Below are 23,482 nucleotides of genomic sequence, written 5' to 3'. Positions count from 1 at the left end.
GCCACCCTCGCGTTCCGAGGCGGTGGCTCGAACGAGTGCTGGGCCGAAAACTGTCAGCTCGCGATCATGCCGTGCGGGTCGATGACGAATTTCTGTGCGACTCCGCTGTCGAATTCACGGTAGCCGCGCGGTGCGTCGTCGAGAGTGATGACCGTTGCGTTCACCGCCTTCGCAATCGACACTCGTTCTTTGAGAATGGCATTCATCAGTTCCCGGTGATAGCTCATCACCGGGCACTGCCCGGTGGCGAACGAGAGCGACTTCGCCCAACCGGTGCCGAGGCTGAGCGAGAGAGCGCCGCGTTGTGCGGCCTCGTCCACGCCGCCCGGATCGCCGGTGACGTAGAGCCCGGGAATTCCGATGCCACCGCCCGCGGTGGTGATGTCCATCAGCGAATTGAGCACCGTGGCCGGTGCTTCGTGGGACGAGTCTCCGCCGTGTCCGCGAGCCTCGAATCCCACCGCGTCCACCGCAGCGTCGACCTCCGGGACACCGAGGATCTGTTCGATCTGATCTTGCGGCGCGCCCTTGCCCACGTCGACGGTCTCGCAGCCGAACGTTCGTGCCTGCGCCAGCCTGTCGGCGTTCATGTCGCCGACGATCACCACCGACGCGCCCAGCAATTGTGCGCCGACCGCGGCCGCCAGACCGACCGGGCCCGCACCCGCGATGTACACCGTCGCACCGGGTTTCACTCCCGCGGTGACCGCGCCGTGATATCCGGTCGGAAAGATGTCGGAGAGCATGGTCAAGTCCAGGATCTTCTCCATCGCCTGATCCCGGTCGGGGAACTTCAGCAGATTGAAGTCCGCGTACGGTGCCATGACGTATTCGGCCTGGCCGCCCACCCATCCGCCCATGTCCACGTAACCGAACGCAGAGCCAGGTCGATCCGGGTTGACGTTGAGGCAGATACCGGTCTTGCGCTCCTTACAGTTTCGGCACCGTCCGCAGGCGATGTTGAACGGAACGGAGCAGATGTCGCCGACCTTCAGAAATTCGACGTCTCGCCCGACCTCGACGATCTCGCCGGTGATCTCGTGCCCCAACACCAGACCCTCGGGTGCCGTCGTGCGTCCACGGACCATGTGCTGGTCGCTGCCGCAGATGTTGGTCGAGACCACCTTCAGGATCACGCCGTGTTCGCATTTACGGCCGACATTGGCCGGATTCACGCCGGGGCCATCGGTCAATTCCAGGCCCGGAAATGCGATGTCCTGAACCTCGACTTTGCCTGGTCCGGCGTACGTCACTGCTCTGTTGTCTGCCACGATTTCTCCTGTTCGACGGTGTCCGGCTGCGATCGACAGACCGAGCTCCCCTGCGCACCAACTGTTTTCATCTCATCGAGCCAGTCGATACGCAGTGAAGTGGCCTGCATCACACCATAGTATGCGCACCTACGAATACACGGTGTGTCGCCCGCCGCACGAAGCAATCCGGGGGCCGATCTCACTCCACGGAGCTATCGTCGACCGGTGCCCACCGACGACGCTCACAACGAGACCATCACCATCGGAAGTTCGCCCGGGGTGGAGGTGGAGGTACTCCCCTACGGCGCGACCATGCAACGAATGTCGGTGACCGGAGGAGACGGCGAGCGCCGCGACGTTCTCGTCGGCGTGGCGGGCGAGCGCGAGCTTCGTTCGTCCACCGCCTATTTCGGCTCCACCGTCGGCCGGTACGCCAACCGGATCAAGGACGGCCGGTTCGAGATCGACGGACAAGCGGTGCAACTGACGATCAACGACGGCACCAACCACCTGCACGGCGGAACCGACGGCTTCGACTCACGACCCTGGACGGTGATCGGCCGATCACCGGATTCGGTCGAGTTCGAGTTGATCAGCCCCGACGGCGATCAGGGCTACCCGGGCGAAGTCCGTGCGCGGGCCCAGTTCTCCGTCACGACCGATCGCGTGCGGTTGGAGTCGACGGCGACGACCACCGCGCCGACGGTGGTGAACCTGACGTCGCACGCTTATTTCGATCTCTACGGCCACGGTATCGACGATCACACCCTGCAGGTGTTCGCCTCGACGTACACCCCGGTCGATGCCGAGGGAATTCCGACCGGTGCCGTCGATTCCGTCGACGGCACCGCGCTGGATCTGCGCAGGCCCGGACGGGTCGGAGACCTGGCCCGAGCCACTCATCCGCAGCTGCGGACCGCCCGCGGTGTCGACCACAACTTCGTCGTCGACGGTACGGGGCTTCGGCGTGCGGCGATCCTGAGCTCCGAGCGAAGTCGAACGACACTGGAACTGTGGACCGATCAGCCCGGCGTGCAGGTGTACACCGGCAACTTCCTGGACGGCAGCGACGTGTCTCGGCGCGGCGCGATGCTGCGCCAAGGCGACGGCATTGCGCTCGAACCCCAGCTGTTCCCCGATTCACCGAATCACCCGAACTTTCCCTCTGCGGTACTGCGACCGGGCCAGACGTATCGGTCCTTGATCGAGTGGAGATTTTCTGCACTTCACGCTTGAGTGAGCGCTCACAAAATTTTGGAAATTAAACGTTTCAAGTCTTGACGCAGCCCGATGTTAACGCTCACACTGTGTTGCACACGTCACAGTGGAGTGGCGACATTGAGGAGATCACCATGGCGTCGAAGACAATTTTTGCGGCGAGCGCGCTCATTCTGAGTGGTGCGATCGTCCTGAGTGCGTGCAGTAGTGGAGGCGGCGGCGACACCTCCGGCGGCGGTGACGGCGCAACGGTATTGGGTTTTTCCCAGGTCGGTGCCGAGAGCGGATGGCGCACGGCCAACACCACCTCCATCCAGGACGCAGCCAGCGCAGCCGGCATGGAGTTGAAGTTCTCCGACGCGCAGCAGAAGCAGGAAAACCAGATCAAGGCGATTCGCACCTACATCCAGCAGAAGGTCGACGTCATCGCTTTCAGCCCCGTCGTCGAGACGGGATGGGAGCCGGTCCTCCAGGAAGCCAAGCGCGCGAACATCCCGGTGATCCTCACCGACCGCTCCGTCGACACCACCGACGATTCGCTGTATGCCACGTTCCTCGGCTCCGATTTCGTCGAGGAGGGCAAGAAGGCAGGCGATTGGCTGGTGCAGAACAGCGCCACTGCGGACACCACCGGCGACGGCAAGATCAACGTGGTCGAGCTGCAGGGAACCACCGGAGCTGCTCCCGCCATCGACCGGGCCGAGGGATTCCGCGACGCCATCGGCGGCCAGTCGAACATCGCGATCACCGCGTCACAGACCGGCGATTTCACCCGTGACGGCGGCAAGCAGGTGATGGAGTCGTTCCTCAACTCCAATCGAGGCCAGATCGACGTCGTCTTCGCCCAGAACGACGACATGGGCCTGGGCGCAATCCAAGCCATCGAAGCAGCCGGGCTGGTACCCGGAAAAGACATCAAGATCATCACCGTCGACGCCGTCAAGGACGGAATGCAAGCACTGGCGGACAAGAAGATCGACTTCATCGTCGAGTGCAACCCACTTCTCGGACCGCAGCTGATGGAGCTCACGGACAAGGTCGTCAAGGGCGAGGACGTTCCCAAGAGGGTCGTCACCGAGGAGACCACCTTCACGCCCGACCAGGCGGCAGCAGTACTCGCCGACCGCCAGTACTGAAAGTCGGCGCATGCATACCGACACCGTTCCCACCGCGGAGCCGATCTCCAGCACAGAGCCGACTCCGCTCGTGGAGATGAAAGACATCTCGATCACCTTCGGTGCCGTCCGAGCCCTCGACGGGGTGTCGTTGCGGCTCTTCCCCGGCGAGGTGCATTCGCTGATGGGAGAGAACGGTGCCGGTAAGTCGACGTTGATCAAGGCACTGACCGGGGTCTACTCGATCGACAGCGGAACGGTCACGATCGACGGAACCGAACACGAGTTCGCGACGCCGAGCGCGGCCCAGGCTGCAGGTATCAGCACCGTCTACCAGGAAGTGAACCTACTTCCGAATCTGACTGTCGCAGAGAACATGCTCCTGGGCCGCGAGCCCCGACGCCTACCCGGAAAACTGTTGGGGGCCATCGGCGGTATCGACACGCGAGCGATGAACCGCCGTGCCAGAACGACTCTCGACCGGCTGGGCCTCGACATCGAGCCGTCGTCGGTCCTCGGGGACCATCCGATCGCCGTGCAACAGCTCGTCGCCATCGCCCGTGCAGTCGATGTCGACGCCCGCGTCCTCATCCTGGACGAGCCGACCTCGAGCCTGGACAAGGACGAGGTCGAAACCCTGTACTCCGTCATCGAACGGCTGAGGGAAGACGGAACCTCGATCGTCTTCGTGTCGCACTTCCTCGACCAGATCTACCGGATCTCCGACCGAATGACGATCCTGCGCAACGGAAAGCTCGTCTCCGAGCGCCTGGTCGCCGACACTCCGCAGTTCGAGTTGGTCGAGTTGATGATCGGTCGGGAACTGGACACCTTGCGCGAACTCGACAGCCGCGAGCCGGTGATGGTTTCCGACGAACAGACGCCCGTCGTGGAAGTGTTGGGCATCGGACGCAAGGGCGCACTGGAAGCAACCGATCTGCGTCTGCATGCGGGACAGGTCGTCGGCATCGCCGGTCTGCTCGGGTCCGGCCGTACCGAGCTTGCTCGCCTGCTCGGTGGAGCCGATCGATCGGACTCGGGATCGATCGAAGTGCATGCGACCAAGCACCGCATTCGCAGTCCACGCCAGGCCGCCGATCAGCGCATCGCCCTCACCAGCGAGGATCGCAAGGCCGACGGTGTGGTGGCCGATCTGACGGTGGCCGACAACATGCTGCTCGCTCTGCAGGCCAAGCGTGGATGGCTTCGTCCCATCCCCCGTGCCACCCGCACCAAGCTCGTCAAGGAGTACATCGCTGCACTCGACATCAGGCCCGCCGATCCGAACGCGTTGATGCGCAACCTGTCCGGCGGCAACCAACAGAAGGTGCTCCTCGCCCGCTGGCTCATCACCGAACCCGAACTTCTGATTCTGGACGAACCGACACGCGGAATCGACATCGGTGCCAAAGCGCAGATCCAAACCCTGGTGGCCGATCTGGCCGCGCGCGGAATGTCGGTGGTGTTCATCTCCGCCGAGCTCGAAGAGATCCTGCGCCTCAGTGACCGCATCGTGGTCATGCGAGATCACCGCAAGATCGACGAACGTATCAACGACGGTGTGTCGGTCGGCGACGTGCTCGCCACCATCGCAGCCGGGGTGCGCACCGACGAACCCGTCGCGGCCGCCACTTCGACCACCGACAGGAATGTCGCATCATGACCGAAACCCTCGAACCATCGGCCGGCGCGCCCGCTCGCGCACGTGCCGCCCTCGCCCAGCCGGTCGTCTGGCCGCTGCTGGCTCTGATAGCTCTGATCGTCGTCAATGTCGTTGTGACACCGGATTTCCTCGACATTCGAATCGAGAACGGTGGCCTGTTCGGAAATATCGTCGATATCGCACGCAACTCCGCGCCACTCATTCTGGTGGCCGTCGGCATGACGCTGGTGGTGGCAACCCGCGGCATCGACCTCTCCGTGGGCGCAGTGGCAGTCATCGCTGCCGCCGTTGCGTGTACTCGCATCGTCGCGGCATCGGACGAGGGTGCCACCACGACGATGATCATGGCTGTCGTCTGGGCACTGGGAGTATGTCTGCTGCTGGGTCTGTGGAACGGCCTTCTGGTGTCGGTCTTCGGGATTCAACCCATCATCGCGACGCTCATTCTGATGGTCGCCGGACGTGGCCTGGCCATGTTGATCACCGACGGAAACATCACGACAGTCAACAACCCGGCCTTCAGCACGCTCGCGTCGGGCACGCTTCTCGAACTTCCACTGGCACTGATCATCGCCCTCGTGGTCGTGGCAGCAACCGCACTGTTGACCCGGCGGACCGCACTGGGGATGCTCGTCGAAGCCGTCGGAATCAACCCGGAGGCAAGCAGATTGGCAGGCGTCCAGTCGCGGACGATCGTCTGGACGGTCTACGTGTTCGCCGCGGTGTGCTCGGGAATGGCCGGTCTGATCATCGCTGCGAACACCAACTCGGTGAACGCGAACAGTCTGGGCCAGTGGATCGAGCTCGACGCCATCCTCGCTGTCGTCATCGGCGGTACTGCTCTGACCGGTGGTCGATTCTCCATCGCCGGCACCGTCGTCGGTGCCCTGCTCATCGGCACACTCACGCGCACCATCACCAATGTCGGTATCCCCTCCGAGGCCAACTACCTGTTCAAAGCGGTCGTCATCATCGTGGTCTGCCTGTTGCAATCACCACGAGCCCGCGCATCACTGCGGACGTGGTTCCGCACCGACTCCACCAAGGCGGTACGACCGTGAGCGACCTCATGACTGCTCCCCCCACGACTACCGCGGCAGCACCGAGCACCGCGCCCTCGACCTGGGACCGCGTGAAGCGGTACTCCCCACCGTCTCGATTTCTGCCGGTCATCGCCACGTTCGCGCTGTTCGTCGGTCTGTTCGGACTCGGCGAATTCCGCTACAGCGGCTTCGCCGATCCACAGGTGTTCCTGTCACTGCTGATCGACAACTCGTTCCTCATCGTCCTCGCGGTAGGGATGACCTTCGTCATCCTCACCGGCGGAATCGATCTCTCCGTCGGGTCCGTCGTCGCACTGTCGACGATGATCGCCGCGCGCACACTGCAATTGGGCTGGCCACCGCTGCTGGTCATGGCCGTGGTGTTGCTGTGCGGCGCCGCGCTCGGCACCGTCATGGGTGCCCTCATCCACTATCTGCAGATTCAGCCGTTCGTCGCCACACTCGCGGGGATGTTCCTCGCCCGGGGCCTGTGCTACATGATCGGTGTCGAGTCGATCCCGATCACCGACGACACGTTCTCCTCGATCGCATTCGCCGTCATCGAACTTCCCGGCGGCTACACCATCACCTGGAGCGTGGTGATCGCGCTGACCACAGTGGCGATTGCTGCATACGTGTTGGCCTGCACTCGTTTCGGACGTTCGGTCTACGGCATCGGCGGCAACGAGGCGTCCGCGCTGCTGATGGGGCTCAAGGTGGCGGCCGTGAAAGTCGGCGTCTACACGATCAGCGGATTCTGCGCGGCGCTCGCCGGCCTACTGTTCTCCTTCTACGCACTGTCGGGCTACAGCCTCAACGCCGTGGGCATGGAGCTCGACGCCATCGCTGCGGTGGTGATCGGCGGAACGTTGCTCACCGGTGGGCGCGGGTACGTCCTCGGCTCGCTGGTGGGGGTCCTGATCCTCGGTGCCATACAGACTTTCATCGCCTTCGACGGAACCCTGAGCTCGTGGTGGACGCGGATCACGATCGGAGTGCTGCTCCTGGTGTTCGTTCTCGCCCAACGTCTGCTGACGGCGAGGAAGAGGTGACCAACACAGGGATCGACGGTAAGGCACCGGTCATGACCGACGTCGCCCGATTGGCCGGGGTATCCCATCAGACGGTCTCGCGGGTCATCAACGGCCAGAACAACTTACGCCCCGAAACCCGCGACCGGGTACAGAATGCCATCGACCAACTGGGCTATCGTCCCAATCGTGCCGCCAGGGCACTGGTCACCAAACGCTCCGCGTCGATCGGAATCATCGGCTCCAAAGGCGGGTTCTGGGGGCCGAGCACCACGCATCGCACCGTGCAGAGCGCGGCACGTGATGCCGGATTCTCCGTCAGCGCAGTCAGTCTCGCAACGCTGACACACGACGAACTCGTCGGCGCACTGCATCACCTGCACGACCAGGGCGTCGAGGGCATCGTGTTGATCGCCGCCACCGACGACGCTGTGGCAGCGGCTCGATCCGAGGAGTCCGTCGTTCCCGTCGTGGTAGTCGAAGGTGACCCCTCCACCTCGACCTGGACCGTGGGCATCGATCAGATCGGCGGCGCTCGGTTGGCCACCCGACACCTGATCGAGGCAGGTCACCAACGCATCGTGCATCTGTCCGGCCCGCAGGGATGGACCGAATCTCGCGGCCGTGAACAAGGGTGGCAGGATGCGCTCGACGAGGCCGGGCTGGCGTGGACACCGGTCCTGCGCGGCGACTGGTCCGCACGCAGCGGCTACGAGAACGGGCTCCGCCTCGCCGAGGACCACACCGTCACGGCCGCGTTCTGCGCCAACGACCAGATGGCCCTCGGCTTGCTGCGCGCCTTCCACGAGAGCGGCCGCCGTGTGCCCGAGGACTTCGCCGTCGTCGGATTCGACGACATCCCCGAGGCTGCTTTCCTGATCCCACCACTGACGACGGTCCGCCAGGACTTCACCGAAGTCGGCAGACGCGCAATCGACGTCCTGCGCGCGGCACTGGACAACACTGCCGCACCCGAGGCGTCCATCGATCCTGAACTCGTCGTTCGATCGTCCAGCACCACTGCACCGAAACCGTCCACAACCGTTGCACCGCAACAAGGAGAATCGCATGTCCAATGACCGCTACACGGTAGGAGTGGACTACGGCACTCTCTCCGGCCGTGCCGTAGTCGTCCGTGTGTCCGATGGTGCCGAAATTGCATCTGCCGTACACGAATACAGCCACGCCGTACTCGAGGAGACCCTGCCCGGCAGTACCGTGCGACTTCCCGACGCGTGGGCTCTGCAGGTGCCGGACGACTATCGCGACGTCCTACGCCGCGCCGTCCCCGCTGCGATGGCCGCCGCGGGCATCGCGCCGGAGCAGGTGGTGGGCATCGGGACCGACTTCACCGCATGCACCATGGTGCCGACCTACGCGGACGGCACGCCGCTCAGCGAAGACCCGCGGTTCGTCGATCGCCCACACGCATACGTCAAGCTGTGGAAACACCATGCGGCGCAGGGACAGGCCGACCGGATCAACGAACTGGCCGCCCGTCGCGGTGAGAGCTGGCTCCCCCGCTACGGCGGCTTGATCTCCTCGGAATGGGAATTCGCCAAGGCGCTGCAGATTCACGAGGAGGACGCCGAGATCTACGAGGCCATGGACCGGTGGGTCGAGGCGGCCGACTGGATCGTCTGGCAACTGTGCGGAAACTACGTGCGTAATGCCTGCACCGCGGGATACAAGGGCATCTATCAGGACGGCAAGTACCCTTCCGTCGATTTCCTCACCGAGCTCGCGCCCGGGTTCGGTGGGTTCGTAGCCGAGAAGCTCGACCAACCACTGGGCGAATTGGGCTCGCGTGCAGGCACGTTGACCGCCGAGGCCGCGGCATGGACGGGATTGCCCGAGGGCATAGCCGTCGCGGTCGGAAACGTGGATGCGCACGTCACGGCCCCGGCTGCGGGTGCCGTCGAATCGGGCCGCATGGTCGCCATCATGGGAACATCCACCTGCCACGTCATGAGTTCGACCGTGTTGAACGACGTTCCGGGTATGTGCGGCGTCGTCGACGGCGGCATCGTCGCGGGGTCGTACGGGTACGAGGCGGGCCAGAGCGGGGTCGGCGACATCTTCGGGTGGTTCACCCGCACCGGAGTTCCCGCGTCCTACAGTGAAGCGGCAACTGCCGCAGGCGAGTCCGTGCACGAATACCTGACGCGGCTCGCGTCGGCCCAAGAGGTGGGCGAGCACGGTCTGGTCGCGCTCGACTGGCACAGCGGCAATCGGTCGATCCTGGTCGATCACGAACTGTCCGGTCTGGTCATCGGATCGACGCTTGCGACGCGGCCCGAGGACACGTACCGCGCACTGCTCGAGGCCACGGCATTCGGCACCCGCGTCATCGTCGAGACGTTCCGCGACAGCGGCGTTCCCGTCGACGAATTCGTCGTGGCGGGAGGGCTGGCCCGCAACCCACTGCTGATGCAGATCTACGCCGACGTGCTACGAATGCCGTTGTCCGTCATCGCGTCCGCGCAGGGCCCCGCCTTGGGCTCCGCCATCCACGCGGCAGTGGCCGCAGGCTGCTACCCGGACGTGCCGGTGGCGTCGAAGTCGATGGGCAAGGTCCGCCGCGGTGCATTCGTTCCGGACGAGTCCCGCTCGGAGGCATACGACTCGCTGTACGAGATCTACCTGGAACTGCACGATCGCTTCGGTCGGGACGTACCGACGATGCGCCGGCTGCGATCACTGCGTCGCGCAGCCCTGACGAGGAAGCTGGAAGCGAAATGACAGTTGTCGACGATGTTCGCGAGGTCGTCGAGGAGATTCGCAAGGACGTGTGCGCACTGCATGCGGAACTGGTGCGCTACGGACTGGTCGTGTGGACGGCGGGCAACGTGTCCGCGCGCGTTCCCGGTCGAGACCTCATGGTCATCAAGCCGAGCGGCGTCTCCTACGACGACCTGACACCGGGCAACATGGTGGTGTGCGATCTGCACGGCCGAGTGGTCGAAGGAGACCACGCGCCGTCCTCGGACACCGAGGCGCAGGCATACGTCTATCGGCACCTCGACCATATCAACGGTGTGGTGCACACTCATTCGCCCTACGCGGTGGCGTGGGCCGCACGAGGAGAACCCATTCCGGTCGTGACCACGATGTGCGCCGACGAATTCGGCGGCGACATTCCGGTGGGTCCGTTCGCCGTGATCGGCGACGACTCGATCGGGCGCGGCATCGTCGACACCCTCGCAGACAGCCGCTCTCCGGCAATACTCATGCAGAACCACGGTGTCTTCGCGGTTGGCCCGTCGGCCCGATCTGCGGTTAAGGCTGCGGTCATGTGCGAGGACGTGGCCCGATCGGTGCACCTGTCATATCAACTGGGACAACCGCTTCCCATCCCCCGCGCGTCGGTCGACGCACTCTACGACCGCTACCAGAACGTCTACGGCCAGCGCTGATCAGCGCCACATTTTTCCACGGAAGGTACATCTCCATGTCCGAAGTATGGTTTCTCACCGGCAGCCAAGGCCTCTATGGTCCCGAGACGCTCGAGCAGGTAGCAGTCCAGTCACGGGAGATCGCAGACAAACTCGACGGCGCACTACCGGTATCCGTCGTCTGGAAGCCGGTGCTGCTCGACGCGTCCGCGATCCTGCGGTGCATGCGGGAGGCCAACGCCGCCGAGGACTGCATCGGCGTCGTCACCTGGATGCACACTTTCTCGCCGGCCAAGATGTGGATCGCAGGCCTGGACGCGCTCGATGTTCCACTGCTGCACCTGCACACGCAGGCCGGAATGTCGTTGCCCTGGTCCACGATCGACATGGAGTTCATGAATCTGAACCAGGCTGCGCACGGTGATCGCGAGTTCGGGCACATCGAGTCCAGGGTCGGCGTACTGCGCACCACCATCGCGGGCCACGTCGACAATCCGTCGGTACGGACGCGGGCGGAACAGTGGGCGCGCGCGGCACTCGGCCGGGCCGAATTGCGTTCGCTGAAACTGGCCCGCTTCGGCGACAACATGCGCGACGTCGCAGTGACCGAAGGCGACAAGGTGGAGGCACAGCTGCGCTTCGGCGTCTCCGTGAACACCTACGGCGTCAATGATCTCGTGGACGTTGTCGACAGCGTCAGCGAGTCGGACGTCTCGGAACTAGTCGACGAGTATCGGTCGCTCTACGACCTCTCACCGAGCCTCGACAAGGACGGGGATCGTCACGACTCCCTCCGCTACGGCGCACGCGTCGAAGCGGGAATGCGGCAGTTCCTCACCGACGGCGGGTTCAAGGCGTTCACCACCAATTTCGAGGACCTCGGCGGCCTGCGTCAGTTGCCAGGATTGGCGGTGCAGCGACTGATGGCCGACGGTTACGGCTTCGGCGGCGAGGGCGACTGGAAGACGTCGATGTTGTTGCGCGGCATGAAGGTCATGGCCGAGGGACTGGAGGGCGGTACGTCCTTCATGGAGGACTACACCTACCACCTCGTCCCCGGTGAGGAGAAGATCCTCGGTGCACACATGCTGGAGGTGTGCCCGTCCATCACGACGTCTCGTCCGACACTGGAAATTCATCCACTCTCGATCGGCGGCCGCGAGGATCCGGTGCGGCTGCGATTCACGGCCGATCCGGGGCATGGCGTCGTCGTCGGACTGTCCGACGTCGGTGAGCGATTCCGATTGACGGCCAACGTGATCGACGTGGTCGAGCCCGACGAGGCGCTGCCGAAACTACCCGTGGCATGCGCAGTGTGGGAACCGCAGCCCTCACTGTCGGTGTCGGCCGAATCGTGGTTGACCGCAGGCGCACCCCACCACACGGTGTTGAGTACCGCCATCGGTCTGCCTGTGCTGGAGGCATTCTCGGACATGATCGGTGTCGAGCTGCTCGCCATCGATTCCGGCACCACGACGCGTGGGTTCCAGCAGACTCTCCGATGGAACGCGGCGTACCACCGACTCGCAGCGAGGTTGTGAGCTGGTAGTGCCCGCCGTCTAACCGTGTCGAGCGCGGTATTCCTCTTCGGCCCCGGGGTGCAGAGGAATACCGCCCGTCATGACCAGTGAGCGTGCGTCGAGAAATTGGCTGCCGATCGCTTGCCCGGGGACCAGGGCCGACGATCGGTCGAGCAGAACGCTCACCAGTGCGGCGACAACTCGGTTCGGCACATCGGGGTGGGCCAACAGCAGATTCGGGATTCCGACGGTCGTCACCCCCGGGTGCGAGCCGTACACGTTCGCCGGAACCGGGACCGCCTCGTACGCGGTGCCGAACGCCCGACGCAGGTTCGGAACTAGACTGCCCAATTCGAGCAACCGGATCTCGCTACTCGGGTCGGCGAAAGCCGGGGTCGGCAATCCACCCGCCCACATCACAGCGTCGATCTCGTTGTCGGACAACGCGGTCGCTGCCGCCTTCATCGACAATTGAACTTCACGAACTGCATCCGGTCCCGAGACGCCGGCCGCGTCGAGGATCCGATGCGAGAGAACCGTCGCCCCCGATCCGGGCGCGCCGGTACTCACTCGTCGTCCCCGTAGATCGCTCGCTGCGAGGATGGTCGAATCGGCCCGCACAGCGACCTGAAAGTAGTTCTCGTAGACACATCCGACCGCGGCCAGGTCGGTACTCGGGTGGCTGTATGCGGCGTCGATCAGCGTCATCGCCAGTTCGGCACGACCGGAGATCAACGCGTCGAGGTTGTCGAGAGAACCGGATGTCGTGAGCGGCACTACCTCGACCTCCGACAGTCCGGCAGCCGCGTCGGACAGCAAGCCGGAGAACTCCCAGAAGAAGCCGCCCACCTCGCCCGCCGCCAGGCGCAGTTGCATCGGCGGGTCCGTGGCACAGGCTCCCATGGCCACCGCGGTCAGCGACACGACACCGGCCCGCAGAGCTGTTCTTCGGGAGAACAACGCAGCGGGCCGGAGCATGTCACTCACTGTAAGTCGTCACAGGTCACGCGAAGGCCTTGCCCTGCTCCCTGTCGAGGACGGTCTCGGTCTTGTTCCGCAGCACGAAGATGTACACCAGGAGCGAGATACCGATGACGACGGTCACGTACAGAATGAACCACCCGACGTGCCCACCGTTCTTCGCGGCCTGGTAGATCAACGGAGCGGTACCACCGAACGCGGAGTTCGCCAGCGCGTAACCGAGGCCGACTCCCAAGGCGCGGATGTGCGAGGGGAACAATTCGGCTTTGACGATCGCGTTGATCGAGGTGTAGCCGGTGAGGATGACGTAGCCGACGCAGACCAGCGCCAGTGACTGCACCACCGACGTCGCCGACGGCAGATACGTTATGAGCACGTAGGTGTAGAGCACGCCACCGACGCCGAAGAAGACCAGCAGAGGCTTGCGTCCCACCTTGTCACTGATCAAGCCGCCGATGGGCTGCAGCAACATCAGGAAGATCAGCCCGAACAGGTTGATCCAGGTCCCGGTCATTCCGCGGTCCTCGTACGCTGCCTTGATCATCGAGGGTGCGTTGACGCTGTAGGTGTAGAACGCGATGGTGCCACCGGCGGTCACCATGAAACAGATCAGCAGAGCGCGCCAATGCTTTCCGACCAATTCCTTGAGAGATCCGGACGCCTGATCGGCACCACTACGAACTGCCTCGAGCTGATCCTTCGTCAGGGACTCGTCCATGCTGCGGCGCAGCCAGAAGACAACCACTGCGGCGACGCCACCGATGAAGAACGCTATGCGCCAACCGAAGTCCTCGATCTGCTCCCGCTCGAAGAAGACCTGCATGAGCAGCAGCGTGACCTGCGCCAGAACGTGGCCACCGATCAGCGTGACGTACTGGAACGAGGAGAAGAATCCGCGACGCTCACGAGTGGCGGCCTCGGACATGTATGTCGCCGACGCTCCGTACTCACCACCGGTGGCGAAGCCCTGCACCAGACGGCACAGAATCAGAATGACCGCGGCCCATACACCGATGCTCTCCCGGCCGGGGGTGAACGCGATGACCATCGAGCAGGCCGCCATCAGCGAGACACTGAATGTCAGTGCAGCTCGGCGACCGTTTCGGTCTGCGTAGCGTCCGAAGAACCACGAACCGACCGGACGCATCAGGAACGTGACCGCGAAGATCCCGTAGACGTAGATGGTCGAATTCTTGTCCGCCGAATCGAAGAACTGATTCTCGAAATACGTCGCGAAGACGGTGTAGACGTACACGTCGTACCACTCGACGAGGTTGCCCGACGACCCACGCAGTGTGTTGTAGACGGCGCGGCGGGTGGCTGCGGGAGACGAGACCGGCGGGTTCGCACGAGACGAACCAGCGGTCGAAGTGGCCTCGTTGGCCATGGGCAGGTCCTTCCACAGATAGCTTGCGGGTGGGTCGCCGAACGCGTGACGGCAACCGAAGTCCTTCTACTGTGACCCCCAGCACAGCGAGAACCAAGCTGTTTCGCGTTTCCTAACACTCCCTTAGGACAAGGACCCGCTCGAGCCGTGACGCGGGAGCAGCATTCGGACGATCAAACCGGACGGTCGATGAGCGTCGACCTCGAGGCGTCCTCCCACTCGTTCGATCAGGGCCGCGACTATTGCCAGGCCGAGCCCCGTTCCGGTCCCGTGAGCACTAGATGCCCGAAAGAACCGGTCCGCGATCATCGGTAATTCGGCAGCGGATACACCCGGGCCGGTGTCGGTGATCGACACCACGACGTGATTGTCGCCGGCTCGGCAGTCGATGTCGACATCCGCTCCCGAACCGGCGTACTTGGTCGCGTTGCTCAGGATCGCGTCGAGCATGCGCACCAGGTCTTCCTCCGGTACCGCAGCAGTGTGATCGGCTCCCGGGTCGGGATCCGCGACATGGACGGTCAGCCCGGCCACTGTCAGTGCGCTCGACCAGAATCGGACTCTGTCGGTGAGCACGAACAGTACGTCGCACGCGGTCTCGCGATGCAGGACCGGCGTCTCGGCAGCAGCGAGAACGAGAAGATCCTCGACGACGGAGTCGAGCCGATCGACCTCCAGTGTCGTTCGCTGGTGCGCTTCGGCGACCGATTCGGGCACCCGCATTCCCAACACGTCCAGTCGAATCCGTAATGCCGCCAGCGGGTTACGCAACGCGTGAGCGGTGTCGGCCACCAGACGGCGCTGCGCAGCGGTCGCGTTCTCCACATCGTCCGCCATCGCGTCGAACGCACGCGAGAGCGCTCGAACCTCGGGCGGACCGACGTGTGCGTCCGACTCGAGACGTGGCGAGTCGTCGAGAGGCCGGCGATCGTGAAAGGCGTCGCCGAACGATTGGACTCGCATCGACAACGACGTCAGTGGACGAACGACCCAGCGCGACAACGCAGCAGCGATCAGCGCCACCGTGGCCAAGATCAGCAGCGCACCGACAGCGATCACCGCCCACCCGATCGCCACATCCCGGCGGGCCGCGTCGGTGGAGGCTGCAATCACCACGGCACCGTCGACCTGCGTTCCCCCACCGATCGGTGCTGCCACCAGTACCGACGACGGCGACCACGGCGTCACACTCGACGGAAGGCCACCGCGTTGATTGCGCAGGGCACCGGCCACCGCCTGTTGAACGTCCGTGCGCGTCGTATCCAGACCCGATGCAGCACGGACCGCTCCGGTGCGGTCGACCACCACGATCCCCTCGCCGTACAGATCGTTGTAGCGCTGCAGCGACTCTCGGATTCGAGAATCACCCGACTCGTCCTCTCGGGAGCTCAGTTCCGCGAAGTACGTTGCAGCGGCAGCTCGATTCTCGCCGAATCGTTGGGCGCGTTCGCGACCCAGCAACAATCCCAGCGGAACCGACAGCGCGAGAACGACGACGGCGGAGTAGACCATCAGCACCACGAGAACCCGGCGCCGCACGTCAGCTGTCCCAGCGGTAGCCGAAGCCGCGGATCGTGGCGATGGTCCCGGGTCGGCCGAGCTTGGCACGCAACGTCGTCATGTGCACGTCGAGCGATCGCGAGATCGCCACGTACGCATCGCCCCAGATCGCATCCATCAGCTGTTCGCGGCTCACCGCTTCACCACGCCGAGTCGCCAGGTGCGCGAGCAGGTCGAACTCTTTGGTGGTCAGCCCGATGTCTCGCCCGTCGACTTCGACGCTGCGCCCGACGAGATCGACGACCACGTCGCCCAACTCGAGCCGATCCACCGCCGCATCACTCGTTGCGCTCCGACGCCGCGCCGCCACTTCCAGCCTCGCGTGCAACTCCCCCAATCGAGCGGGCTTGACGACGTAGTCGTCCGCGCCCGCGCGCAGAGCTCGGACCACCGACCGCTCGTCGTCCCGCGCGGTGAGCACCACCACGGGCACCGAACTCAGGGTCCGCAGCTTACGAAGCGCCTCGAGGCCGTCCATGTCGGGTAAGCCGAGATCGAGGAGAACGACACCCATGCCGTGGTACCCGAGCAGCAGGTCGGCACCGCGGCGCATCCGGACAGGGTCGTGCCCCACCTCGGTCAGCGCATCCACCAACGCGTCGCCGACGCCGTCGTCGTCCTCCACCACCGCTATTCGCATCGCCTCGAGATTAGGCCACCATCCGCTCTCGCACGCTCGGCGACCGTTGGCCAGGCTTCGAATCAGGGTGATTCGAACCGTCGCTGCACGGACTCGGACGGGTTAGCTTCGGTAACGATGCTCGATTCGTGGTGGACGTCGGTCTGCCCAACAGTGAGGACAGTCGCACCGCATGGCGCTCAACAACGGAACTCTGATCCACCTGGTCGCACGAGAGGGAAAGCAGGACGAGGTCGCCGCGATCCTGGGCGAAGCACTCGGATCGGTGGCGCGGGATCCGCAGACCGCGACGTGGTACGCGTATCGGATCACCAACACCGAGTTCGGGATCTTCGGTTCGTCCGAGAGTCAGCCACCCCTCGGCCAGGACGGGCATCCGGTGCTCACCCGACTGTCCGACGACCTACTCGCGCACGCGCCGTCGGTGCAGTCGTTCGACGTGCTCGCCTCTAAGGTCTGATGTCGACCGACCTGCGATGAGCAGCAGGTTCACCCCAGTACTCCAACCCGCTGATCGAAAGAGCCGAACATGAACGCAGGGCCCGACACCGCACGCAAGCAGCTGGTACTGAGTGCTTTCGACATGGCGTGCGTGGTGCACCAGAACCCCGGCATGTGGACCGACGCCGATGACCAGACTCACCGCTACACCGACATCGAGTACTGGGTGGAATTGGCCCAGACGCTGGAGGCGGCGGGTTTCGACATCCTCTTCCTGGCCGACGTCCTGGGGTTCTACGACGTGTACGGCGGCAACCGAGACGCCGCACTGCGTACCGCTGCGCAGGCGCCCGTAGCCGATCCGCTGTTGACGATCTCGGCCATGGCCGCGGCGACGAAGACGCTGAGTTACGGTGCGACGGTCTCGTCCACCTACGAGCTGCCGTACAAGTTCGCCAAGACCATGACGACACTCGATCACCTCACCAAAGGCCGTGTGGCGTGGAACGTCGTGACGTCCTACCAGCAGAGCGCAGCAGTCAATCTCGGCCTGACGCAGCAGATCTCGCACGACGAACGGTACGAGATCGCCGACGAGTTCATGGAGGTCTGCTACAAGCTGTGGGAGGGCTCGTGGGAAGAGGACGCGGTGGTGCGCGACCGAGCTCGTGGCGTCTACACCGAGCCGTCCAAGGTGCACGACATCGACCATGCCGGTAAGTACTTCACCGTTCCCGGTGCGCATCTGGGCGAACCGTCCCCGCAACGCACGCCGTTCCTGTTCCAGGCCGGGGCGTCGGCCCGGGGGCGCAAGTTCGCCGCCAAGCACGCCGAAGCGGTCTTCCTCGTCGGAGTCAACCCGCACGACGTTCGCCCCATCGTCGACCAGTACCGCATGTTGGCCGCCGAGCAGGGACGCGATCCGCGAAGCCTGAAGATCATCATGATGCTCACCCCCATCGTCGCCGAGACCGACGAGGCCGCGCACGAGAAACTGCTGCAGGTTCAGAAGCACGCCCAGGTCGACGCCGCTCTGGCACTGTGGGGCGGATGGACCGGAGTCGATCTCTCGGGAGCCGACCCCGACAAGCCGTTGGACCAGTTCCGAGGCGACGGCATCCGTGCGTTCAGCGACATGCTCACTCGGGTCGACAGCGAATTGGTATGGACACCACGCAAACTGGCGGAGTGGCTGTGCGTGGGCGGCATGAGCGCGAGCATCGTGGGCTCACCGAAGACGATCGTCGATCACTTCGAGGAGTGGATCGAGATCGCCGATGTCGATGGCTTCAACATCGCTCGCGTCACCAACTTCGAAACGTTTCGCGACTTCGGAGAATTGATCACCCCCGAACTCCGTCGCCGTGGATTGATTCCCGACACCAACCGCACCGAACCCACCTCCCTGCGTGAACTGGTGCTGGGGCAGCCCCGTCTGCGCGACGACCATCCCGGCGCGGCCTTTCGGCCCGCCGCGACGACGGGTCCCCGTCCGGCCCCGCCGACGACCATTCGTGTCGCACCCCGCAATGTCGGACTCCTGGTCACCCTCACCGCCAAACCCGACACGGCAGACGCCCTGGAAAACTGGCTCACCGAGATGCACGCCCACGCACTCGACGAGCCGGGCACCACAACCTGGTATGCAATCAAGTTGAGCGAGAACACGTTCGCGATCTACGACACGTTCCCCGACGAGGACGGACGCCAAGACCACCTGCACGGCAGCATCGTGAAGTCGCTTCGCGAACGTCAGCAGGAGCTTCTGGCCGAGCCGCCGACCATCCGTCAGGTGGACCTGCTCGCAGTCAAATCCCTGTTGACGGTCTGATCCACGAACGTCAGCAACTGGATTCTGCTCATACCAGAAATGACTGGACGTGGCTGACATGATCGAAGACATGATTGTCACCCCGTCCGTCGAACAGTTCCGTCGATTGGCACAGTCGTCTCCGTGGCGGTGGAGAACTGTCGAGCTCGCATTCGTGCGCGCCGGTCACACATCTCCGGTGCACGCATGGATTCGATGCCCGGGTTATCTTCGCGTGGAGAACGCCGCTGGTGAAGTCGTCGAATTATCCTCCGCGGCAATCCCGTTCGACGGGAGGGCAGCTGTGTACTCGAACGGAGCCGATGCCGACCGTCCCAGTGCACTGTGGGCATCGGATACGACACCGGTGTTCGACGCCGATGGGCTGGTGTCGGCGTTACCATCGGAAACGGATTCGTGGTTCGTGGACTGGGACGATCCGTTCTACGAGAACTACCAGTGGATCGCGATGCTCAACCCGATCGAACTCACTCGTTCACCGCACGACCATTCGTCCGCCGCGACAGGCACCGACGTATCCGAGGTCGAGGTAGTCGAGCACGGCGGGCGGCAAGCGTGGGAGGCCATCGTCTGCACCACTCCGGAGTACGACGCCCGATGCGAATGCTGCGCATTACTGAGCGGGTACTACGACTTCGATACCGGGCACTGGGTTCCCGGGCCGCCGGTATCCGTGAGACTCGACGTACAGACCGGAATCTGTGTCTACGTCGGTCCGACCACGGACGGTCCGACCGATGACTGCGACATCGACGTGACGATCCTCGCCGTCGACGAAGCTATGGACGACAGCATGTTCGTGCGGGGTGGCCGAACATAATTCGGTACCGCCCCAGCGCGCTCGTATGCCAGCCTGAAGCGATGGAATGGCAGGCTTTCGAATGCGTCGAGGAGTGGCGTCTTCCGTTCGTCCCGGACTCCGGTCACGGCGCACCCACTCGGATCGTCGACGCGTGCGGTGCCGTGGGGCGTGATCTGTACTGCCGCAAGCACGGCAGCGAACAGCACATCGAGCGGTCGGAATGGACGATCGCACTGATGGAGACCGGGCACTGCCATGCCGGGCTCGAACCCGTCCTGCATCACCGGACGCCCGCCCTCGAGCAGTTCCGGGGCTTCTCGTTCGGCGCGTTGCATATCGATCAAACGCTCGCCGAGGCCACGGTCGTCGTTGCCGACTCGGTGCAGGGCGAACTCGCAGGCTATTACCCGTTCATCCAGTGGCCGATCCAGGAGAAGCGACTGCTCCTGCCGGTGGTGCGCGACGGAACGGCCGTGTGGCGGGACCCGCGGACCGACCTGACTGTTGCCGAGATCGGGCTGCTGACCGACTGACCACGAGATCCGCAACGCACCAGAGTCATTCGGTAGAGCTGGTACGCGAAACAGGCGGTATGGTCGCGACCAATCGATCGATCACCGAACGGACGACCTCCGGAGCCGGGGCGTGCGTCAGCAATCCCTCCACGACGAACGTCCCGATGCGCAGCATCGCATCGGCCTCGGATCCGTAAAGGCCTGCCTTCTCGATATCGGAAGCGAACAACGATTCCGCGAAGTGGTGGAAACCGTTGTGCCAGTGCTCGATTGCTGCCGACTTGGTAACTCGGTCGTGCACCGTCGATACCAGAGGGCCCACCCTCTGCAGTTGCTCCACGAGCCAGACCAAACGGTCGGCCAGGGATCGATCCGCGACGGTCGCATAATCGGCCGCGTCCTCGGCCGCGATGGCGGTCAGCACTGCGACCAGGATGTCGTCCTTGTCGTCGAAGTACCAGTACACGGTGTTCGGGGTGATCCCGACAGCTTTCGCCAGACGGCTGATCGATGCGCGCTCGAATCCGTCGGATATGAACATCTCGCGGGCAGCGGCGACGATGTCGTCGCGCTTGCTCTCCCTGTCGTGCAGTCCGCGATTCTTGGGCATGTCCCGGAGTTTATCTTGAATGCCATTCAAGACACTGCTACCGTTCTTGATGACCGTTCAAGAGATGGAGACGTAGCAGATGTCGAACACCGGACGCACAGCCCTGATCACCGGCGCATCCGCAGGCATCGGCACGGCCTTCGCCCGTCACCTCGCCGCCGAGGGACACAACCTCGTTCTGGTAGCCCGTCGCGAGGATCGGTTGACTGCACTGGCAGACGAGCTCACCACGCGCCACAGCGTGCGGTGCGACGTGGTGGCAGCCGACCTGGCCGATCGCGACGCTCCCCGCGCGATCATGGAGCGCACGCGAGCCCTGGGTGTCGACATCGACATACTCGTCAACAATGCTGGAATGTCCGGGAATTCGAAGTTCGCCGACGCTCCATTCGAGTCGCTGGCCGCGGAGATCCAGGTGATGATCACGGCGGTGACCGAACTTGCTCACCTCACTGTCCCTGGCATGAAAGAGCGGGGATACGGGCGCATCGTCAACCTCTCGTCGCTGGCGGCCCTACTTCCCCCCGCAGCCAGTCTGCTGTACACCGGCATCAAGTCCTACGTACTCGACATGTCGCAGTCACTCGACATGGAGCTGCGTCCCCACGGCATTCACGTCACCGCGCTCTGCCCGGGCTTCACCCACAGCGAGTTCCACGACGTCATGGGGACCAGGGAAGCTGCGGTTTCGAAACTTCCGGCGATGCTGTGGCAGAACCCCGAGGACGTCGTTCGCGAAGGATGGCGCGCGGTCGAGAACGGCACACCGGTGTGCGTGCCCGGACTGGTCAACAAAGTAACTGCTGTTGCGGCCAAGCCGATTCCAACTCGTATCGGGTACTACCTCGGCAGGACACTCAATCCCTTCAAGTAACGAGTTTCGATCCATACAGTCTTTGCTGAACAGAGGAACAATCGCATGATCACCGACGACCACACCGGTTTCACCCGTACCGAGACGTCATTCCACTCGAACGGAGTTCGTTGCGCTGCTACGGTTTTCCGGCCGAGCAGCCCGGCCTCCGACCGTCTGCCGGTGATTGTCATGGCCCACGGGTTCGGCAGTCCCCGAGCCATGCGCCTGTACGCCTACGCGGAGCGTTTCGTCGCGGCCGGTTACGTGGTGTGCGTCTTCGACTACCGGTTCTTCGGGGACAGCGAGGGCGAACCGCGCCAGCTGTTGGACGTGAACGAACAGCTCACCGACTGGCGAAACGCAGTCGACTTCGCTCGCTCATTGGACGGAGTCGACGACAATCGGGTCGTCGGCTGGGGGACGTCGTTCGCCGGTGGCCACGTACTGACGTTGGCGGGCAACGGGGTTCGATTCGCGGCCGTCATCGCCCAGGTACCCCACATCGACGGCATTGCTGCCGTTCGCGCAACCGGATTGCGACAGGCTGTGCGGCTGGCACCGGCCGCCATGTCCGACGCTGTGCGCGCTGCCCTCGGCCGATCGCCGCGCTACGTCGACAGCGTCGGACTACCCGGCCAACGAGCCGTGATGGTCTCGCCCGACGCGATGAAGGGGCGTGACCGTCTCGTCCTCGAGTCCGGACTGTCCGACGGCGACTACCCCGAAACCGTCGCTGCACGAATCCTTCTGAAGATCTGGCGCTACTCCCCCGGGAGAACGATGTCACGTATCGACTGCCCCACTTTGGTGCAGATTGCGTCCGAAGACACAGTGACCCCGGCATCCGTCGCACAACGCGCCGCGGCGAAAGTTCGCGGTGCGACGGTTCGAACCTACGAAGGCGGTCATTTCGACCCGTACGTGGAGCCGCTGTTCTCCTCGGTGATCGGAGATCAGCTGACCTTCCTCGCCGATACTGTGCCCGTGCAACTCCGGGCTGTCCCCTCCGCCTGACCGCACGTTCGGTGCACCCCACAGTTCTCGGATTGGATCACCATGCCCGACGGCGCGAGCAGCTCCGAACTCTGGCTGTTGCGAACATATTTCGGTGAGGACGACGACGCAATCTGGACGTCCTTGACGGAGTCGGCGCGCAGCACACGATCTTCCGTCCCGGGTGCCGAGCTGGTCGTGTCGTCGGACCGAACACAGTGCCAGCAGCGCATTCGACGGGTCGTCGCACGACTGGCGACGCGCGCCGAGGCGAACGACGGACTGTATGTCGCGCTTGCCGACAAGCAGACGTTCGCGCGCCCGGATCGAACGCTGCTCACCATCGACTGTTCGGCGGTTCCGCGCAACGCCGAACGCATACCCTCGACTCGGATGGCTCCGGACAGTGCCTTCCGGTTGGGCATCGACGGGCATGCACCGAAGCTCGAACCGGCCCGGTTGCCGAAACCGAAACAGGCGCCTACGTTTCACCACTCCGAGCCACTCGCCGCCGACCTCGCCGACCGTGTCGGGGAGGCAGTCCGAGCCAGTCTGCGCTGGCGATCGGACATGACACGAGACGGTTTCGGTGGGTAGACATCGGGACTCACCGGCAAGACGTGCGCCC

Annotated in this window: 21 protein-coding genes and 1 pseudogene; 16 read left to right on the top strand and 6 right to left on the bottom strand. The window is 64.1% G+C overall.

All coding sequences use genetic code 11. The annotated features are described in order from the left end of the window. Positions 1-53: 53 nt before the first annotated feature. Positions 54-1,271, bottom strand: a complete 1,218-nt coding sequence (fdhA, locus tag CH285_RS04480) for a formaldehyde dehydrogenase, glutathione-independent (RefSeq protein WP_027496167.1) — start codon at positions 1,269-1,271, stop codon at positions 54-56. 207 nt (positions 1,272-1,478) lie between these two features. On the opposite strand from fdhA, the gene CH285_RS04475 reads away from it, so the two are divergent. The 9 genes from CH285_RS04475 to araA all read left to right on the top strand — a co-directional run bounded on the left by CH285_RS04475 (position 1,479) and on the right by araA (position 12,259). After that, positions 1,479-2,489 carry an aldose epimerase family protein gene (locus tag CH285_RS04475; RefSeq protein WP_052055105.1) on the top strand — a complete coding sequence of 337 codons (1,011 nt, stop codon included), beginning with the start codon at positions 1,479-1,481 and terminating at the stop codon, positions 2,487-2,489. 116 nt (positions 2,490-2,605) lie between these two features. Next, complete coding sequence (locus CH285_RS04470; protein WP_032383996.1) at positions 2,606-3,607, top strand: ABC transporter substrate-binding protein; 1,002 nt, start codon at positions 2,606-2,608, stop codon at positions 3,605-3,607. Between the two features lie 10 nt (positions 3,608-3,617). Beyond that, entirely contained in the window at positions 3,618-5,249 is a 1,632-nt protein-coding gene (locus tag CH285_RS04465; RefSeq protein ID WP_094644578.1) for a sugar ABC transporter ATP-binding protein, read from the top strand. Next, on the top strand, positions 5,246-6,310 hold the full coding sequence (locus CH285_RS04460; protein ID WP_094644577.1) for an ABC transporter permease: 1,065 nt from the start codon (positions 5,246-5,248) through the stop codon (positions 6,308-6,310). The genes CH285_RS04465 and CH285_RS04460 overlap by 4 nt, the downstream gene beginning before the upstream one ends. Next, positions 6,307-7,344 (top strand): galactofuranose ABC transporter, permease protein YjfF, encoded by a 1,038-nt coding sequence (gene yjfF / locus CH285_RS04455; RefSeq protein WP_255032488.1) that lies wholly within the window; start codon positions 6,307-6,309, stop codon positions 7,342-7,344. The genes CH285_RS04460 and yjfF overlap by 4 nt, the downstream gene beginning before the upstream one ends. Then, the gene (locus CH285_RS04450; protein WP_238325166.1) at positions 7,341-8,402 is read left to right on the top strand and encodes a LacI family DNA-binding transcriptional regulator; all 1,062 of its coding nucleotides are present in this window, start codon (positions 7,341-7,343) and stop codon (positions 8,400-8,402) included. The genes yjfF and CH285_RS04450 overlap by 4 nt, the downstream gene beginning before the upstream one ends. Beyond that, on the top strand, positions 8,392-10,065 hold the full coding sequence (araB, locus tag CH285_RS04445; RefSeq protein WP_027496162.1) for a ribulokinase: 1,674 nt from the start codon (positions 8,392-8,394) through the stop codon (positions 10,063-10,065). Before CH285_RS04450 ends, araB begins: the two co-directional genes overlap by 11 nt. After that, entirely contained in the window at positions 10,062-10,739 is a 678-nt protein-coding gene (locus CH285_RS04440; RefSeq protein WP_032401214.1) for an L-ribulose-5-phosphate 4-epimerase, read from the top strand. Before araB ends, CH285_RS04440 begins: the two co-directional genes overlap by 4 nt. Positions 10,740-10,774: 35 nt before the next feature. Next, on the top strand, positions 10,775-12,259 hold the full coding sequence (gene araA / locus CH285_RS04435) for an L-arabinose isomerase (RefSeq protein WP_176456999.1): 1,485 nt from the start codon (positions 10,775-10,777) through the stop codon (positions 12,257-12,259). Between the two features lie 18 nt (positions 12,260-12,277). Here the strand turns inward: araA and CH285_RS04430 are convergent, their stop codons facing one another. The 4 genes from CH285_RS04430 to CH285_RS04415 form a co-directional block, all read right to left on the bottom strand. After that, positions 12,278-13,216 (bottom strand): TAXI family TRAP transporter solute-binding subunit, encoded by a 939-nt coding sequence (locus CH285_RS04430; RefSeq protein WP_052061684.1) that lies wholly within the window; start codon positions 13,214-13,216, stop codon positions 12,278-12,280. A gap of 25 nt (positions 13,217-13,241) precedes the next feature. Beyond that, positions 13,242-14,606 carry an MFS transporter gene (locus tag CH285_RS04425; RefSeq protein WP_032372988.1) on the bottom strand — a complete coding sequence of 455 codons (1,365 nt, stop codon included), beginning with the start codon at positions 14,604-14,606 and terminating at the stop codon, positions 13,242-13,244. A 123-nt stretch (positions 14,607-14,729) separates the two neighbouring features. Beyond that, positions 14,730-16,145, bottom strand: a complete 1,416-nt coding sequence (locus CH285_RS04420) for a sensor histidine kinase (RefSeq protein WP_255032489.1) — start codon at positions 16,143-16,145, stop codon at positions 14,730-14,732. A 1-nt stretch (position 16,146) separates the two neighbouring features. After that, positions 16,147-16,806 carry a response regulator transcription factor gene (locus tag CH285_RS04415; protein WP_032368848.1) on the bottom strand — a complete coding sequence of 220 codons (660 nt, stop codon included), beginning with the start codon at positions 16,804-16,806 and terminating at the stop codon, positions 16,147-16,149. Between the two features lie 172 nt (positions 16,807-16,978). Here CH285_RS04415 and CH285_RS04410 point away from each other — a divergent pair, with 172 nt between their 5' ends. From CH285_RS04410 to CH285_RS04395, 4 genes and pseudogenes are all read left to right on the top strand, one after another. Beyond that, positions 16,979-17,266, top strand: coding sequence for a hypothetical protein (locus CH285_RS04410; protein WP_032368847.1), 288 nt, complete (start codon positions 16,979-16,981; stop codon positions 17,264-17,266). 69 nt (positions 17,267-17,335) lie between these two features. Further along, a pseudogene (locus CH285_RS04405) lies at positions 17,336-18,733 on the top strand (LLM class flavin-dependent oxidoreductase); the annotation flags it as partial. Between the two features lie 403 nt (positions 18,734-19,136). Then, positions 19,137-19,898, top strand: coding sequence for a hypothetical protein (locus CH285_RS04400; RefSeq protein WP_255032499.1), 762 nt, complete (start codon positions 19,137-19,139; stop codon positions 19,896-19,898). A 41-nt stretch (positions 19,899-19,939) separates the two neighbouring features. After that, positions 19,940-20,413, top strand: coding sequence for a hypothetical protein (locus tag CH285_RS04395; protein ID WP_094644575.1), 474 nt, complete (start codon positions 19,940-19,942; stop codon positions 20,411-20,413). Between the two features lie 25 nt (positions 20,414-20,438). On the opposite strand, the gene CH285_RS04390 is transcribed toward CH285_RS04395, so the two are convergent. Continuing rightward, positions 20,439-21,005 carry a TetR/AcrR family transcriptional regulator gene (locus CH285_RS04390; RefSeq protein ID WP_094644574.1) on the bottom strand — a complete coding sequence of 189 codons (567 nt, stop codon included), beginning with the start codon at positions 21,003-21,005 and terminating at the stop codon, positions 20,439-20,441. A gap of 79 nt (positions 21,006-21,084) precedes the next feature. Here CH285_RS04390 and CH285_RS04385 point away from each other — a divergent pair, with 79 nt between their 5' ends. From CH285_RS04385 to CH285_RS04375, 3 genes are read left to right on the top strand one after another with little or no spacing between them, the layout of a single operon-like run. Continuing rightward, positions 21,085-21,879: an SDR family NAD(P)-dependent oxidoreductase gene (locus CH285_RS04385; RefSeq protein ID WP_027496152.1), complete on the top strand. Its 795-nt coding sequence runs from the start codon at positions 21,085-21,087 to the stop codon at positions 21,877-21,879. A gap of 45 nt (positions 21,880-21,924) precedes the next feature. Then, a complete protein-coding gene (locus tag CH285_RS04380) occupies positions 21,925-22,875 on the top strand; it encodes an alpha/beta hydrolase (RefSeq protein WP_027496151.1) in 951 nt (316 codons plus the stop codon). Between the two features lie 42 nt (positions 22,876-22,917). Further along, the gene (locus CH285_RS04375) at positions 22,918-23,451 is read left to right on the top strand and encodes a DUF6924 domain-containing protein (protein WP_027496150.1); all 534 of its coding nucleotides are present in this window, start codon (positions 22,918-22,920) and stop codon (positions 23,449-23,451) included. Positions 23,452-23,482 lie beyond the last annotated feature (31 nt).

The organism is Rhodococcus sp. 05-2256-B1, assembly GCF_002258465.1.
Taxonomy (GTDB): Bacteria; Actinomycetota; Actinomycetes; order Mycobacteriales; family Mycobacteriaceae; genus Rhodococcoides; species Rhodococcoides fascians.
This window is presented reverse-complemented; position numbering and strand designations above follow the sequence as displayed.